The 14822-nt window shown below is 61.4% G+C and carries 15 protein-coding genes and 1 tRNA gene; 7 read left to right on the top strand and 9 right to left on the bottom strand.

All coding sequences use genetic code 11. The features are described 5' to 3' along the window. Positions 1-132: 132 nt before the first annotated feature. Positions 133-975, bottom strand: a complete 843-nt coding sequence (locus IVA74_RS13455; protein ID WP_247344120.1) for a fumarylacetoacetate hydrolase family protein — start codon at positions 973-975, stop codon at positions 133-135. 218 nt (positions 976-1193) lie between these two features. Next, positions 1194-2042, bottom strand: coding sequence for an MBL fold metallo-hydrolase (locus IVA74_RS13450; RefSeq protein ID WP_247344116.1), 849 nt, complete (start codon positions 2040-2042; stop codon positions 1194-1196). 138 nt (positions 2043-2180) lie between these two features. On the opposite strand from IVA74_RS13450, the gene IVA74_RS13445 reads away from it, so the two are divergent. Further along, positions 2181-2660 carry a DUF3775 domain-containing protein gene (locus tag IVA74_RS13445; RefSeq protein ID WP_247344113.1) on the top strand — a complete coding sequence of 160 codons (480 nt, stop codon included), beginning with the start codon at positions 2181-2183 and terminating at the stop codon, positions 2658-2660. A gap of 12 nt (positions 2661-2672) precedes the next feature. Here the strand turns inward: IVA74_RS13445 and IVA74_RS13440 are convergent, their stop codons facing one another. From IVA74_RS13440 to IVA74_RS13430, 3 genes are all read right to left on the bottom strand, one after another. Further along, entirely contained in the window at positions 2673-3662 is a 990-nt protein-coding gene (locus IVA74_RS13440; RefSeq protein ID WP_247344111.1) for an NADPH:quinone reductase, read from the bottom strand. Then, positions 3659-4441 carry an SDR family oxidoreductase gene (locus tag IVA74_RS13435; protein WP_247344108.1) on the bottom strand — a complete coding sequence of 261 codons (783 nt, stop codon included), beginning with the start codon at positions 4439-4441 and terminating at the stop codon, positions 3659-3661. The genes IVA74_RS13440 and IVA74_RS13435 overlap by 4 nt, the downstream gene beginning before the upstream one ends. A 127-nt stretch (positions 4442-4568) precedes the next feature. Beyond that, a complete protein-coding gene (locus IVA74_RS13430) occupies positions 4569-5081 on the bottom strand; it encodes a CvpA family protein (RefSeq protein ID WP_247344106.1) in 513 nt (170 codons plus the stop codon). A gap of 129 nt (positions 5082-5210) precedes the next feature. Here IVA74_RS13430 and IVA74_RS13425 point away from each other — a divergent pair, with 129 nt between their 5' ends. Beyond that, positions 5211-5972 carry an SDR family oxidoreductase gene (locus IVA74_RS13425; protein ID WP_247344103.1) on the top strand — a complete coding sequence of 254 codons (762 nt, stop codon included), beginning with the start codon at positions 5211-5213 and terminating at the stop codon, positions 5970-5972. 1 nt (position 5973) lies between these two features. Here IVA74_RS13425 and IVA74_RS13420 read toward each other — a convergent pair whose 3' ends face one another. Both IVA74_RS13420 and IVA74_RS13415 read right to left on the bottom strand, forming a co-directional pair. Continuing rightward, a complete protein-coding gene (locus IVA74_RS13420; RefSeq protein WP_247344100.1) occupies positions 5974-7566 on the bottom strand; it encodes a choline dehydrogenase in 1593 nt (530 codons plus the stop codon). A 211-nt stretch (positions 7567-7777) separates the two neighbouring features. Then, a complete protein-coding gene (locus tag IVA74_RS13415) occupies positions 7778-9211 on the bottom strand; it encodes a coniferyl aldehyde dehydrogenase (protein WP_247344364.1) in 1434 nt (477 codons plus the stop codon). Between the two features lie 322 nt (positions 9212-9533). Between IVA74_RS13415 and IVA74_RS13410 the strand changes: the two genes are divergently transcribed. The 4 genes from IVA74_RS13410 (at position 9534) to IVA74_RS13395 (ending at position 12532) form a co-directional block, all read left to right on the top strand. After that, positions 9534-9610: transfer RNA gene (locus tag IVA74_RS13410), tRNA-Met, on the top strand. 197 nt (positions 9611-9807) lie between these two features. After that, positions 9808-10557, top strand: coding sequence for an HNH endonuclease (locus tag IVA74_RS13405; RefSeq protein WP_247344097.1), 750 nt, complete (start codon positions 9808-9810; stop codon positions 10555-10557). After that, positions 10554-10781: an ABC-three component system middle component 6 gene (locus IVA74_RS13400; RefSeq protein WP_247344094.1), complete on the top strand. Its 228-nt coding sequence runs from the start codon at positions 10554-10556 to the stop codon at positions 10779-10781. The genes IVA74_RS13405 and IVA74_RS13400 overlap by 4 nt, the downstream gene beginning before the upstream one ends. Beyond that, a complete protein-coding gene (locus IVA74_RS13395) occupies positions 10778-12532 on the top strand; it encodes a DUF2326 domain-containing protein (RefSeq protein WP_247344090.1) in 1755 nt (584 codons plus the stop codon). Before IVA74_RS13400 ends, IVA74_RS13395 begins: the two co-directional genes overlap by 4 nt. Before the next feature lie 143 nt (positions 12533-12675). On the opposite strand, the gene IVA74_RS13390 is transcribed toward IVA74_RS13395, so the two are convergent. Further along, complete coding sequence (locus IVA74_RS13390) at positions 12676-12987, bottom strand: helix-turn-helix domain-containing protein (protein WP_247344087.1); 312 nt, start codon at positions 12985-12987, stop codon at positions 12676-12678. 94 nt (positions 12988-13081) lie between these two features. Between IVA74_RS13390 and IVA74_RS13385 the strand changes: the two genes are divergently transcribed. Then, the gene (locus IVA74_RS13385) at positions 13082-13834 is read left to right on the top strand and encodes a glucose 1-dehydrogenase (RefSeq protein WP_247344084.1); all 753 of its coding nucleotides are present in this window, start codon (positions 13082-13084) and stop codon (positions 13832-13834) included. 218 nt (positions 13835-14052) lie between these two features. Here IVA74_RS13385 and IVA74_RS13380 read toward each other — a convergent pair whose 3' ends face one another. Then, positions 14053-14547 (bottom strand): hypothetical protein, encoded by a 495-nt coding sequence (locus tag IVA74_RS13380; protein ID WP_247344361.1) that lies wholly within the window; start codon positions 14545-14547, stop codon positions 14053-14055. Between the last annotated feature and the right edge of the window lie 275 nt (positions 14548-14822).

Here is a 14822-nt window from a genome sequence, read left to right as displayed (position 1 = left end):
TTTGGCGCGTGTCTCGAAGGATGGGCGAGGGAGGCGCTCTCTCGTCACCCGGCGCGAACGTCGGGCGACTGTGTTTGTGTCCATCCTTCGAGACGCGCGCTGTGCGCGCTCCTCAGGATGAGGACGGAGCCTTTACGCCGCGACGATCTCCTGGCGCTGCTCGCCGAGGCCCTCGATGCCGAGCGTGATGACGTCGCCGACGTTGAGGAAGGTCGGCGGCTTCATGCCCAAGCCGACGCCGGGCGGGGTGCCCGTGGTGATGATGTCGCCGGGCAGCAGCGTCATGAACTGCGAGACATAGGAGATGCACTTGGCCATCGAGAAGATCATGGTCTTGGTCGAGCCGGACTGGCGGCGCTGGCCGTTGACGTCGAGCCACATCGACAGGTTCTGCACGTCCTTGATCTCGTCCTTGGTGGCGAGCCACGGGCCGACCGGGCCGAACGTGTCGTGCGACTTGCCCTTGGTCCACTGGCCCAGGCGCTCGATCTGGAAGGCGCGCTCGGAGACGTCGTTGCAGACGCAGTAGCCGGCGACGTGGTTGAGCGCATCGGCTTCCGAGACGTATTTTGCGCGAGTGCCGATGATCGCGGCGATCTCGACCTCCCAGTCAAGCTTGGTCGAGCCGCGCGGCTTCTCGACCGCGTCGTTCGGGCCGGACAGCGAGGTGTTCGCCTTCATGAAAATGATCGGCTCGCTCGGGATCTCAGCGCCGGTCTCTTTGGCATGATCGCTGTAGTTGAGGCCGATCGCCACGAATTTCGAGATGCCGGTAACAGGCGCGCCGAACCGCGGCTTGCCGGAGACGGCGGGCAGCGAGGCGGGATCGAGCGCCGACAGCTTCTTCAGGCTGTCGGGCGAATAGGCCTCGCCGGTCAGGTCTTTCACATGCGCCGACAGGTCGCGCAACTGGCCGGATTTGTCGATCAGGCCGGGCTTTTCCGCACCCTTCTCGCCATAACGAACAAGTTTCATTCTCGTTTCTCCCTGGAATGGACCGATCGGTTGAACAGCTTCATGGAACAGGGCGGCGGGAAATTCAACCGCCGACTGACGCCCGTTGCCGCATTGCTCCCCCTCATCCTGAGGGCCCGCCAAAAGGTGGGCGTCTCGAAGGATGGCCGAGGGCGAGAGCCGGGCCTTCATGGTTCGAGACGCGCGTTCCGCGCTCCTCACCATGAGGAGCAACTTCCTCATCCCAGCGCGTCGAACCTGAACGCGTCCCCATCCCGCTTGATGTGCCCGGCCGAAAAATGCCCGCCGATCACCAGCGTCGGGGTATCGGCAAAGCGGCCGAACAATTCGCGGCGCGTCACCGCCGATTGGCCCTGATCGGAATCCGCGGTCGAGGACCAGCCGAGATGCGCCATCTGGCACGGATGATGGGCGACGTCACCCGTCAACAGTCCTTGCTCACCGTCCGACTGGATCAAAATGCTCATATGCCCGGGGCTGTGGCCCGGGGTCGGGATCATGCTGATCTCGTCGCTTAGCCGGTGGTCGCCCGGGATCAACTCGGCCCGGCCGGCATCGACGATCGGCTTCACGGAATCGCCAAATACGGCCTGCTTGTCCGGCTCGGTGGAGTGATCGCGCCAATGCTCGTATTCGGTCTTGCCGAAGACATAGCGCGCCTTGGGGAAGGTCGGCATCCATTTGCCGTCGACCAGTTTCGTATTCCACCCGACGTGATCGACATGAAGATGTGTGCACAGCACGGTGTCGATGCTCTCGGGCGGAAAGCCCGCCGCAATCATCGTCTCAAGGAATGGCGCGGTGCGGTGGTTCCAGGTCGGGACGTTGCGGCCCTGCTTGTCGTTGCCGAGGCCGGTGTCGACCACGATGCGGCGCGTCGGCGTCTCCACCACCAGCGAATGGATCGACATTTTCAGCCGGCCTTCTTCAGTGGCGAAATGCGGGATCAGCCAGGACAGCTTCTGGATTTCTGCATTGCTCGCCAAGGGCAGAATGAAGCGGGTCGAGCCGACCGTCTCCAATTCCACGACCTTGGTGATTTTGACCCTGCCGACTTTCCACTGCATCCGGCGCATCCCGACGTTCTTGCTTTGGCACGGAACATGCGCAGTTTCGCCGTCAGGCGCAATGGATCATCTGACGTGATGCGGCGTTATCGCGGGAACCCAGGGAAAGCCAAAGGGCCAGCCATGCCAGAGCCAGACATGCCAGAGCTTGCAATCTCCGCCGAGAAGGTCGCCTTCATCATCGAAAAGGCGCGCGAATTCGACGTCAAGGAAGGAAATTCCGATCCAGATTCCGGCTCGAACGCGACGGATGACGATGCGGTCGACATCCTCGAGGATGACGGCTCCGATCCGGTCGTCAACGAACTCGGAAGTTTCATCGTTGCCCTGAACGAGGACGAGCAGATCGATCTCGTCACGCTGACCTGGCTCGGCCGCGGCGACGGCACGGTCGACGAATGGAACGATTTGCGCGCACGCGCCGTGCAGGCGCGCGCCGAGTATCACAGCCCCCGGCGCGAAACGGCGCATTATCTGCTCGGTGAGCCGATGCTGGGCGATCTGCTTGCCGACGGGCTCGACGAATTCGGCATCGACTGGACCGACGGAACCCCAGTCGCCGATTCCTCCAGTTCGAGCCAGCGGGACGAAGACGAACCCACCAAGCAACAGCGGTGATCCTGGCCGATACTAGCGCGCGCAGTCGACGACCACGGTGCCGAGCTTGTCGCCTTTCTCGACGGCGACATGGGCCTGCGCCGTCTCCGACAACGCAAACTGCGCCGCGACCTTGTGGATTCGCGGCCCCGCCGCCAGCCATTTCGAGACGTCGGCCTGCGCCGCCGCAAGCAGCGCCGGCGGCAGCGCGAACAAGACGAGCGAGCGGAGCGTGACGCACTTCTCCATCAGCTCTCGCATCGGCACAGTCGGCGTGCGGTTGCCGTTCGTGGCGTAGACCGCGATTGTCGAATTGATTGCCATCAACTTCAGGGTCGTCGCGATGTTGCCGCCGAAATCGACATCGACCACGTGGTCGACCCCGCGTTCGCCGGTGAAGGCCATCGCCTTGGCAACGACATCTTCGTCCCTGTAATTGACCACGAGATCGGCACCGGCTTGTCGCGCCTGCTCGCCCTTCATCGCCGAGCTGACGGTCGCGATCACCTGCGCGCCGCCCCATTTCGCGAGTTGCACTGCGTAATGCCCTACTGCACCCGCGCCGCCGGTGACCAGCACGGACTTGCCGACGATCGGTCCGTCCGCAAACAGGGAGCACCACGCTGTCATTGCGGGAATGCCCAGCGTCGCGCCTTCCGCAAAAGAGAGATTGTCCGGCAGCGGCGTCACCAGATGCTCGGCAAGCGCGATATGTTCGGCCGCCGTGCCAAAGGCGCGGCCGTTGCGCTGGCCGTTGAACAACCAGACCCTGTCGCCGATCTTGAACCGCGTCGCGCCATCGCCGATCTGGTCGATAAACCCCGCGCCATCGCTGTTCGGAATGACACGCGAAAATTCCTTCGCGCGATAGCTGCCGCCGCGCCGGCCGACATCGGCCGGGTTGACGCCGGAGGCTTCCAGGCGAATACGAACTTCGCCTGGGCCTGCGACCGGCGTCGTCATCTCACCATAGGTGAGGACGTCCGCCGCCGGTCCTGTCTCTTCGTACCAGACTGCCCTCACAGCGTTCCGGGGAAGGCACCGCCGTCGAGCAAAAGGTTCTGACCGGTGATGAAGCCGGCCCTGCTGCCGCACAGGAATGCGCAGGCGTAGCCGAACTCGTCGGGATCGCCGAAGCGGCCCGCGGGATTGAGCTTGGCGCGCTCCGCCAGAACCTGATCCGGCGTGATGCCGCGCTTCTCGGATTCCCCCTTCGCGGTGCTGCGCAGGCGGTCGGTCTCGAACGGGCCCGGCAACAGGCCGTTGATGGTGACGTTATTGATCACGGTCTTGCGCGACAGGCCGGCGATGAAGCCGGTGAGGCCGGCGCGCGCGCCGTTGGAGAGACCGAGAATGTCGATCGGCGCCTTCACCGCGGCCGAGGTGATGTTGACGATGCGGCCGAACCTGCGCGCCATCATGCCGTCGACCGTCGACTTGATCAGCTCGATCGGGGTCAGCATGTTGGCGTCGATCGCCTTGATCCAGTCGTCGCGGGTCCAGTTGCGGAAATCGCCGGGCGGCGGTCCGCCAGCATTGTTGATCAGGATGTCGGGCTCGGGGCAGGCCTTGAGCACGGCCTCGCGGCCGGCCGGCGTCGTGATGTCGCCGACGATCTCGGTGACAGTCACATCAGGACAGGCCTTGCGGATGTCGTCGGCCGTCTTTTTCAAAGCTTCGGCGCCGCGCGCGGTCAGTGTGACGTGAACGCCGGCTTCCGCCAGCGAGATGGCGCAGGCGCGTCCGAGGCCTTTGCTGGATGCGCAGACGATGGCGCGGCGACCTTTGATCCCAAGATCCACTGTTTCACTCCCGTAATGTCATGCAGGTTTTTAGAGCCGCTATTCTAGCCAACCTTGGCGCCGCTGATAAGGGACGGGCTCGCATCAAAATGCATGCGGTCCTGCGCGGCGATGCAAATGCGCCTGATCAGATGCGCCGCTCCTGCTTGAGACGGTCGATCGCGGAGGTCGCCTCCGGCGGCAGCGACTTGAAGCCCATCTGCCCCGCGGCCGAGAACAGCGGCCGTAGATGCGAGCCGGCGAGAAAGGGCGGCTGGCGGTTGGCCGGCACGATCTGGTCGAACACCAGCACCAGCGTGGTGGCGACGAGGCCGACCCTGATGGCGCCGAGCGCGGCGCCCCCGAGCCGGTCGCCGATGCCGGCCTCGCGTATCGTGTCGCTCAGCGCCAGCCGGCCGAGATATCCAAACAGCATGCCGACCACCACGAAGATGCCGAAGAACCAGATCCAGTTCTGAAGCAGCGGCGAATTCGGATTGCCCGCGACCTGCGGGACGATCAGCGGCATCAGCGCGACGGCGATGGGGGCGGCGAGGAGATAGGCGAGGATCGTCATGGCGCTGCCGAGCAGGCCGGTCCTGAAACCGAAGCCGATCGCGATTGCGAGCGCGGCATAGACGGCGAGATCGAAACTGTTCATGCGCGGGAGCCTGCCATGGAACGAGTGAACGCAGAACCGATCATTCCGGTTTCAGATCGTTAAAATCGTCTGTATTGATGGCTGCAAAGCTCAGGGATCGCGCCCCAAGAAAACGTCAAGGAACTCGTCATGTCAGACCTATTCGACGTCAGTCGAGAAACCATCCTCGTGACAGGCGCGAGCCAGGGCCTGGGGCGGCAATTTGCCCGGGTGTTGGCAGCGCATGGCGCGGCCGTCGCGCTCGCGGCGCGGCAGACCGACAAGCTGAAGAGCCTGGAAGAAGAGATCCGCGGCAAGGGCGGCCGTGCCGCCGCCGTCGCGCTCGACGTCACCGACACCGCCTCGATCGCCAGGGCCGTCGATGCCACGGAAGCCGCGCTGGGTCCGGTCACGGTGCTGATCAACAATGCCGGCATCGCCATCGAAAAGCTCGCGACCGAGCAGACCGAGGCCGATTGGGACGCGGTGATCGGCGCCAATCTCAAGGGCGCCTATTTCCTTGCGACCGAAATCGCGCGGCGGATGATCGCGCGCAAGCAGGAAGGCAACATCGTCAACATCGCCTCCGTGCTCGGCACCGGCGTTTTGAAGGCGGTGTCGCCTTACGCGATTTCCAAGGCCGGCATCATCCAGGCGACCAAGGCGATGGCGCTGGAGCTTGCGGGGCAAAACATCCGCATCAACGCGCTGGCGCCCGGCTACATCGACACCGAGATGAACCACGCATTCTGGTCGACGCCGCCAGGCGAGCGCCTGACCAAGCGCATCCCCCAGCGCCGCATCGGTGCCGAGTCCGATCTCGACGGCGCGATTTTGCTGCTGGCCTCGAAGGCCTCGCGGTACATGACGGGGAGCGTTATCACCGTCGACGGTGGTTTCCTGCTCAATTGAGCTACCGCATCTCCGCCCTGATCATGTCCGCCGCCTTCTCTCCGATCATGATTGTCGGCGCATTGGTGTTGCCGCCGATCAGCGTTGGCATGATCGAGGCGTCGACGACGCGCAGACCCTCGACGCCATGCACCTTCAATGCCGGATCGACCACGGCCATCGCATCCGTCCCCATCCTGCAGGTGCCGACGGGGTGATAGACGGTGTCGACGCGCTCGCGCAGGATGGTGCGGATGTGGTCGTCGGTGCGCACTTCAGACGTGAACATGTCCTTCTTCTGCAACGCGCGCATTGCGGGCGTCTCCATCAGCCGTCGCGTGGTCTTGAAGCCCGCGACCATCGTCTCGAGATCCTCCGCCTCACCCAGAAAATTCGGATCGATCATCGGCGCTGCCAGCGGATCGGCGCTTTTCAGCCAGACGCTGCCACGGCTCTTCGGTCGCAACAGGCAGACATGGCATGAGAAGCCCGCCTCCTTGTGCTTCTTGCGGCCATGGTCGTCGAGCATCGCGATGATGAAGTGCAGCTGGATGTCGGGCACATCGAGGTCGGCTCGGGTCTTCAGGAAGCCGCCACACTCGGCGAAATTGGTGGTCATCAGGCCGCGCCGCTCCCGGCGGTATCGCTGGATGGCGCGGAGCAGGGATGGCAGCCGGCTGATCGATGAGTGGACGAAGTGCGGATAGTCGGAGGCGTAGACGAACACGAAGTCCGGATGATCCTGCAGATTGCGTCCTACGCCCGGCAGGTGATGCACGACGCCGATACCGTGCGTTCGAAGCGCCTCGCCATCGCCTATGCCCGACAGCATCAGCAATTGCGGTGACTGGAAGGCGCCGGAGGCGAGGATCACCTCGCGGCGGGCGCGCAGCTGCTTTGTCTGCTTGCCCTGTATATATTCGATGCCGACCGCGCGCCCGCCCTCGAACAGGATGCGCGTGGCATGCGCCTGCGTCTCGACACGCAGATTCGCGCGCTTGCCCATGTAGGGATGCACATAGGCGCGTGCTGCGCTCCAGCGCTCGCCATTATGCTGCGTCACCTGGTAGCTGCCGAGCCCTTCGTGGTCGTCTTCATTGAAGTCCTCGCGGATGCGGAACTGCGCCTCGCGGGTGGCCTGATGGAAGACGTCATGGATCGGATTGTCCGAGCGCAGCCTGTTGACATGCAGCGGGCCGCCCTTGCCATGATACGCGCCGTCGAAATCGGTGTTGTTCTCCGAGCGCTTGAAATAGGGCAGCACGTCCGCGTACGACCAGCCGGCATTGCCGAGCGAGGCCCAGTGGTCGTAGTCCCATTTGTTGCCGCGGATGTAGACCATGGCATTCATCGCCGAGGAACCGCCGAGCCCCTTGCCGCGCGGTTGGTAGCCGATACGGCCGTTCAATCCCTTCTGCGGCACGGTATCGAAGGCCCAGTTCGCTGCCTTGTATGGCAAAGCGAGCCCGAACGGCGTGGTGATCCGCCAATTGTCGTTCGGACCGCCGGCGTCGAGCAGCGCCACGGATGTCCCCGCATCCTCCGACAGCCGCCCCGCCACCGCACAGCCGCCGGAGCCCGCGCCCACGACGACGAAATCGAATGTGTCGCTCACTGATGTTTTCCCCCTGCGTATTTTCTTCTCGTCATTGCGAGCGAAGCGAAGCAATCCAGACTGTCCATTCCTCATCCTGAGGAGCGCGACTTCGCGCGTCTCGAAGGATGAAGGCCCGGCTGGTGGCCTCGCCCTTCGAGACGCGCGCGAAATGCGCGCTCCTCAGGGTGAGGGTCTAGGTTCGCTGCGCTCGCAATGACGGGTGTTGTGCTTAAGACATGAACCGCATTATCTTCTCCAGCCGCGCGATCTTGCCGCCGTAGGGCGGATAGAGGTCGGCGAGGCGGTTGAATTTTGAGCGATAGAACACCGGCTTCAGCTTGCTGAACGTGCGAAAGCCCCATTCGCCGTGATAGACGCCGGTGCCGGATGCGCCGACGCCGCCCATCGGCTGGTTGATTTGCGCGAAGTGAAACAGGCAGTCGTTGATCGTGACGCCGCCGGAGACGGTGCGCGCCAGCACCTCGTCGCGGGCAATGCGGTCCTTGCCGAACCAGTACAGCGCCAGCGGCCGGTCGCGGGCGTTGACGAAGGCGATGGCGTCGGCCGGTTCGCGATAGCCGAGCACCGGCAGCACCGGGCCGAAAATCTCCTCCTGCATCGCCGCCATGTCTTCGGTCGCGCCGACGATCAGCGTCGGCGGGAATTTGCGGTGCGCTTTCCAGTTGGGATCGTCGGCCTTCGCCGGCTGCGAAATCTTTGCGCCGCGGCTTGCCGCATCGGCGACGAGATTTTCCAGCCGCGCATAATGCCGGTCGGAGATCACGGAGGTGTAGTCCTTGTTGGCGGGATCGGTGCCGAACATGCGCCGCATCTGCGCCCGCACTTTTTCGGCGAAGGCCTGCAACGAGCGCTCGGGCACCAGCACATAATCCGGCGCGATGCAGGTCTGCCCGGCATTGAGCAGCTTGCCGTAGGCGATGCGCTCGGCCGCCTCTTCGAGATCGGCGGAGGCGTCGATGATCGCGGGCGATTTGCCGCCGAGCTCGAGCGTGACGGGTGTCAGATTGCGTCCCGCGGCCTCCGCGACCAGCCGCCCGACCCGGGTCGAGCCGGTGAACACGAGATGGTCGAACGGCAGGTATGCGAAGGCCTTTGCGACCTCGTCCTCGATGCCGGTGACGAGCACTTCCGCGGCATCGAATTTTTGCGCGATCGTCTCCTTCAGCAGGCCTGCGAAGCGCGGCACCAGCTCGCTCGGCTTGATGATGACACGGTTGCCGGCGGCGAGCGCGCCGATCGCAGGCGCGAGCGTCAGTTGGAGCGGATAATTCCAGGGCGCGATGATGCCGACAACGCCGAGCGGCTGCGGCATCAGCCGGTTGCGCGCGGGCAAAAATTGCAGCGCGGTGGCGATGCGCTGCGGCGCCATCCAGCTCTTCAGATGCTTGGTGGCATGCCGGATCTCGGAGAACACCATCATCGTTTCGGCGATGGTGGTCTCGACCGCCGAGCGGTGGCCGAAATCGGCCGAGATCGCCTGCCGGAAGCGCTCCTCGTTGTCGGCGACCACGGCACGCAGCCGCGCCAGCCGGTCGAGCCGCCCGGCAAGGTCAGGCGCCGGCTCGGCCCGCGACCGCGCGACCATGGCATGGAAGGCGTCCTCCAGCGCTCGAAGCGGCGCGCTCGGCAGGGATTTGTCCAAGGATTTGTCCAAGGATCGGTCCAAGGCGTTCTCCCTCTTAAGTGGCGTTGGCCCCTTGGTTTTGTTGCCGCAAGCTGGCCCTTTGTGGAACTTCTGGCAAGACTTGGCTTTTGGCGGGTTTTGACCTGTCATAAAGTCGAAAAAATCGTCCCGCAGCCCTTTCCAAAGGCACCCCGGGTTGGTACATACCGCCCGCACCCAACGGGCTTTGCCCGGGGTCGCCTTCCAAGGAAGCCTTTGGGACGGACGAAGCAAGCCACGCGAGCAGCGTCGGCCCTTCATCCACCGTCCCGGCATTTCGCGAAGGCAAAGCAACGGTTAACGCGGGGTGGAGCAGCCCGGTAGCTCGTCAGGCTCATAACCTGAAGGTCATAGGTTCAAATCCTATCCCCGCAACCAAATACTAACCCGCTATCCCAATGGGATAGCGGGTTTTTTGTTGCCTTGAATTCCTTCGGGCTATTCACCGCGTCGTCACCCTGAAAAAATTGCGCGTTGAGCGGAAGTAAATATTGCCGGCAGTTGACGCGCAGCAATGCGGGTGATCTCCCTGTTGCGACCGAAGCGGCAGCAAGCGGCACGGTAAGGGGACGTAAGTGGGGGCATCATATCCAACAAAAATTCTGCTCGCTTTCCGTAGCGGCGGGATTTGCGCGTTTCCGGGTTGCGCCAAGCCTCTCGTTTATACTGCCATCGTGGGCGATGACACGGCTGTAGGCGAAGCGGCACATATCGCGGGCGAGAAGCCGGCTGCCGCTCGCTACGACGCCACCATGACCGACGCACAGCGAGATCACGTCGATAATCTCATCTACATGTGCGAGGGCGATCATACGGTCATCGATAAGGTGCCGGCTGACTGGCCCACGGCAAATCTCTTAGCCCTCAAGGCTACGCATGAAGAGAAGGCGAGCGCCGCCATAGCAGAGGCATTTTCTGACGTTGCCTTTCCCGAGTTGCAGCACGCGGTGGCGTGGGTGTCCAGCCAACCGCCGGCCACTGTCTCGGGGCCAAACTTCGATCTCCTGCCGCCGGAAGAAAAGATCAAGAAGAATGACCTGTCTAACGGCTCCCGCCACACGATCGCGGCCGGCTTGTCATCTCGCACAACTGTCGCCGATTTCGTCGCGGCTGAAACACAGCTAGATCCGGACTTTCCCGATAAGCTCAAGAGCGGCTTTCTCGCAGAATATTTTCGCCTTCGGCATCAGGGCCACAAAGGCAACGAGCTTTTCGAGCTTATGTGTGCATTCTCCCAGCGCGGACTTAAGAGCCAGGGCGATCGAACGGCCGGGCTTGCCGTCCTCATCTACTTGTTCGAGATTTGCGACGTGTTCGAAAAATGATCCTTCCCACGAAACATATCTCGGAAAACGAGACGATCCTCGGGGTCGGCGCCACAATCCTTCAGCACTTGGACAGCCCTATTACTGTGTCTGGATTATGGGAACGCACCAAGGTTGAAAAAAATGTCGGCACCTTCGAGCGTTTCGTTCTTGCGGCAGATCTTCTATTCATCATCGGCGCAATCGAACTTAGAGACGGGCTTTTTGTCCGAGTGCAATCTTGATCCACGGTGTTTACGCAAATCATAAAGGTTTTCGGTCGGTCGAGTTTGAGGCCGGCTTAAATTTGATCGTGGCCGATCGTTCGCAGGCAGCGGGTGATAAGGACACAACCAATGGCCTCGGAAAATCAGCGCTGATCGATATTGTCGATTACTGCCTTGGCAGCGGTCCTAGGCCCAAGGAGGGCCTTCGGGTTGAGCCTTTGAAGGATTGGGCCTTTACGCTCGATATCACTCTTGGCGGCGCCAAGGTGCGCGTGACCAGACATACAATTGAGCCCGGCTTTGTCGAGGTTGAAGGCGACGTAAGTACATGGCCTGCAATCCGGGCGACGAACAAAGCGGGGCAAGTAGGTTTCGACATAAAACAATGGCGCTCTCTGCTCGGATGGGCGCTGTTCGGGGTCGGCGACAAGGCGAACGTGACGACATATGCGCCGTCGGCGCGATCGTTGCTCGCGTACTTCGTCCGCAACCATCCGCCGGCCTATCTGTCGCCGTTCACTCACTTCGAGAAGCAAAAGACCTGGGACGCACAGCTTCACAATGCTTTCCTATTGGGCCTCGATTGGGAGAAGGCCGCCAAGTGGCAGGTGTTGAAGGATCAAAAAAACGCGCTCGATGCGCTTAAGAAAGCAATCAAGACAGGCGCAATTGACGGCGAGTTGTCCTCGATCGGCGAGTTGGAGGCGCAAAGGATACAGCTAGAAGGACGACTGACCCAAGAAAATGAAGCGCTCGCGAATTTTCAGGTTCTTCCGCAATATCGACAAACGGAACAGGAAGCCAATCGGCTGACTGCGCAGATTCACGCGCTTGTAAATTCCAACATGACGGCAGGGCGACGGATCGATCGATATTCTGATAACCTGCAAGACGAAGGGGCTGCCACGCCCGATCGTCTGGAAGCACTTTATTCAGAAGCGCGGGTTGTGCTTCCCGAAGCGGTGAAAAAGACCCTTGAGCAAGCCCGGTCCTTTAACAGCGAGATCGTAAAAAACAGACGCCATTTTCTCGCAAACGAAGTCGCTGAATTGCAGGCACGCATCGCCTCACAAGAGGAGGAGTTGGAGCAACTTTCGAGCGATCGTGCGATCTTGCTGAACCTCCTCAAAGGGCATGGTGCGCTCGAAGAACTTACGGCTTTGCAAGAAATGCATGCGACCACCCGCACGCATTTCGAAGCCCTTATTGCTCGCATCAACCAACTCCGGCAGATGGCGACGCGCCTCGATCAGATAAAGGTCGCAACTGTCGATTTGAAGCGATCAGCTGAACTCGATTACGATGAGCGCCGTGCTGTATGGTCGAAGGCTTTACGCCTTTTTGCCGATAATTCAGAGCACCTTTACAAGACCCCCGGCCGCCTGCTGATAGACATCGATGATACCGGCTATCGATACGACGTTGAAATAGATGGCGGAACAAGCGAAGGCATCAGCAAGATGAAGATCTTTTGCTATGATCTGATGCTTGTCGCTTTTGCTCGCGGGCGCGGGCTCGGCATAGACTTTCTCATTCACGACAGCACGATTTTTGATGGTGTCGATCCTCGGCAGCGAGCACACGCTATCGAACTCGCGGTGCAGATGAGCGAGAAATACGGCTTTCAATACATCCTCACACTCAATTCGGATGCGCTGCCAACGGACGATTTCAGCGCCGAGTTTGAGGCCCACGATTATATCCGTCTTGTGCTGACTGACACTGATCCGTCAGGAAGCCTTTTGGGTTTCCGGTACAAAGCGAAGTAGCCCTAAACGGAAAAACCCCCTGTCGTTTGGAACCGAGGAGTTACGGTGACAGTGCACTTTAATGCTAATGCGCCGTCAGAGTTGATTGCACCGTAATCGCTTGTCGGTGACTGTAATCCCCGACCAAGAGTAGGCGAACGCCCTCAGTCCGGATAGCTCAGGATCATCTTGAGTAACTTCGGAAACCGCGCATTGATGTCGTCCTCGCGCAGGACATTGCGGTGCTGGACGCCTTGCTTGGACGTCCGGATCAGGCCGGCCTCCCGCAGGATCCGGAAATGGTTCGACAGGGTCGACTTCGCCATGTCGGGGCAAGGCGCCGCCTCGGTGCACGACATGCAATCGCTCTGCGCGGCCAAGCTCTTGACGATTCGCAGCCGCATAGGATCCGCAAGCGCGCCTAGCACCCCGGCCAGTGTGATCTCGCCCCGCGATGGGTGAACGAACTGCACCATGCCTAAAATATAGCACCTCCCTTGAACTCATTCAATAGTTCACTAGTATTGAACTATTGAATATCGGCGTCGTGCCGGATCATGGAGATATATGATGACCAAGAGACTCGAAGGAAAAGTTGCGCTCGTGACCGGCGCATCCAAAGGCATCGGTGCCGAAATCTCCGCCCGGCTTGCGGCCGAGGGTGCGGCGGTCGCCGTCAATTACAGCTCCAGCAAGCAGGCCGCCGACCGCGTCGTCGCCGCCATCCTCGCCAAGGGCGGCAAAGCGGTCGCCGTCCACGGCAATTTGGCCGACGCCAAGGACGTGAAAAGTGTGGTCGCGGAAACCGTGAAGGCGTTCGGTGCGATCGATATCCTCGTCAACAACGCGGGCGTTTACGAGTTCGCACCGCTCGAGGCCATCACGCCTGAGCATTTCCACAAGCATTTCGACCTCAATGTGCTTGGCCTGCTGCTGGTCTCGGGTGAAGCGTCGAAGCACTTCAACCCCAATGGCGGAAGCATTATCAATATCAGCTCCGGCGTATCGACCATCGCGCCGGCGAACACCGCCGTCTATACCGCGACGAAAGCATCGGTGGACGCGATCTCCTCCGTGCTGTCGAAGGAGCTGGCGCCGCGCAAGATCCGCGTCAATGCCGTCAATCCGGGCATGATCGCCACCGAAGGCGTCGTGTCGGCCGGCCTGCACGAGGGCGACATGCGCAACTGGATCGAATCCACAACCCCGCTTGGCCGCATCGGCAAGGTCGAGGAGATCGCCGCCGCGGTGGCCTTCTTCGCTTCGGACGAAGCCTCTTACATCACGGGCGAGACACTTCACGTCACCGGCGGCCTTCGCTGAATTTGTCGGTTTACATGAGGAAATGGCCCGTCTCGCGCGGGCCATTTTTTTGCGCGGAGCTCAAGGCAGCTCAGAACTGCGTAATTGCCTTCCCGTCGGCCCCGACCAGGCCCGATGGCCGCCTCGGCGAGCGGGCGTAGAATCATCACCTCCCGCGTGCCTGTGGGGCGCGCGGGAGGTGATGACAGCCATTCTGTCGCGTCGAATGCGTCCGATGATCAGGGTCTGTGCGGACAAACCATCGTCAGATAGAGCAGCGTCGGCGCCTTGTCCTCGCCATCGCGATACTCCCACTCCAGCCGGATCTCATGCCGGTGCGCATAGGCGTCGCTCGCCTTGTGCGTGACGATCTTCGTCTTCATCGGGATCGGCGGCTCGGAGTTGAAGCATTTCCGGACGCAGGCATCGAGCAGATCGCATCGCGTCAAGGGGATCACGCCCGGCTCGTCGCTGGACAAGGGGATCGTGTTAGGCTGGGTGCTGAGGTCGACGCGAGCCCGGCCCTTTTCCTTGTGCCAGTACGCAGCGCTTCCCTCTGGCCATCTGTCTGGCGGCGTCAAGATCAGGTGGTATTGGCCGTATTCCAGCGTCGGCAGGTGGATGTCCGGGGACGCCTTGAGGATGTCCACGCTCCGCTGCATGTTTTCCAGCGGGAAATAATTCTCGTTCATCAAATCTTTGAATGAAGCCCCGGTATATGTTCTTGAGCCCATCGCCTTTTCCTTCAATATGTTCTTGGCTTTATGTTCTTGGCTTTGCGAAAATACGTACAACTCCAGCGACGCCGGTCAGCTTGGCCAATCCTCGCGCCGTCGAAATATGTGCCCCATCTTTGTTGGGATTTGCTTACGCTACCACTCAGGACTGAGTTTCGTCCAGATCGCCAACCGCACCGTGCCCCGCTAACGGTGAGGAGCAAGCGCGATTGCTAAGCTGTTTTCGACAGGTATTCTTATCGAGAGTTGCTCGCGGATTCTGGTCGACAGAA

Source organism: Bradyrhizobium sp. 132, from assembly GCF_023074185.1.
Classification (GTDB): Bacteria; Pseudomonadota; Alphaproteobacteria; order Rhizobiales; family Xanthobacteraceae; genus Bradyrhizobium.
This window is presented reverse-complemented; position numbering and strand designations above follow the sequence as displayed.

Excerpts from the sequence above, each read along its gene's own strand:
- IVA74_RS13455 (WP_247344120.1), bottom strand. The coding sequence starts at position 975 with ATGAAACTTGTTCGTTATGGCGAGAAGGGTGCGGAAAAGCCCGGCCTG.
- IVA74_RS13450 (WP_247344116.1), bottom strand. The coding sequence starts at position 2,042 with ATGCAGTGGAAAGTCGGCAGGGTCAAAATCACCAAGGTCGTGGAATTG.
- IVA74_RS13445 (WP_247344113.1), top strand. The coding sequence starts at position 2,181 with ATGCCAGAGCTTGCAATCTCCGCCGAGAAGGTCGCCTTCATCATCGAA.
- IVA74_RS13430 (WP_247344106.1), bottom strand. The coding sequence starts at position 5,081 with ATGAACAGTTTCGATCTCGCCGTCTATGCCGCGCTCGCAATCGCGATC.
- IVA74_RS13425 (WP_247344103.1), top strand. The coding sequence starts at position 5,211 with ATGTCAGACCTATTCGACGTCAGTCGAGAAACCATCCTCGTGACAGGC.
- IVA74_RS13400 (WP_247344094.1), top strand. The coding sequence starts at position 10,554 with ATGATCCTTCCCACGAAACATATCTCGGAAAACGAGACGATCCTCGGG.
- IVA74_RS13390 (WP_247344087.1), bottom strand. The coding sequence starts at position 12,987 with ATGGTGCAGTTCGTTCACCCATCGCGGGGCGAGATCACACTGGCCGGG.
- IVA74_RS13385 (WP_247344084.1), top strand. The coding sequence starts at position 13,082 with ATGACCAAGAGACTCGAAGGAAAAGTTGCGCTCGTGACCGGCGCATCC.
- IVA74_RS13380 (WP_247344361.1), bottom strand. The coding sequence starts at position 14,547 with ATGGGCTCAAGAACATATACCGGGGCTTCATTCAAAGATTTGATGAAC.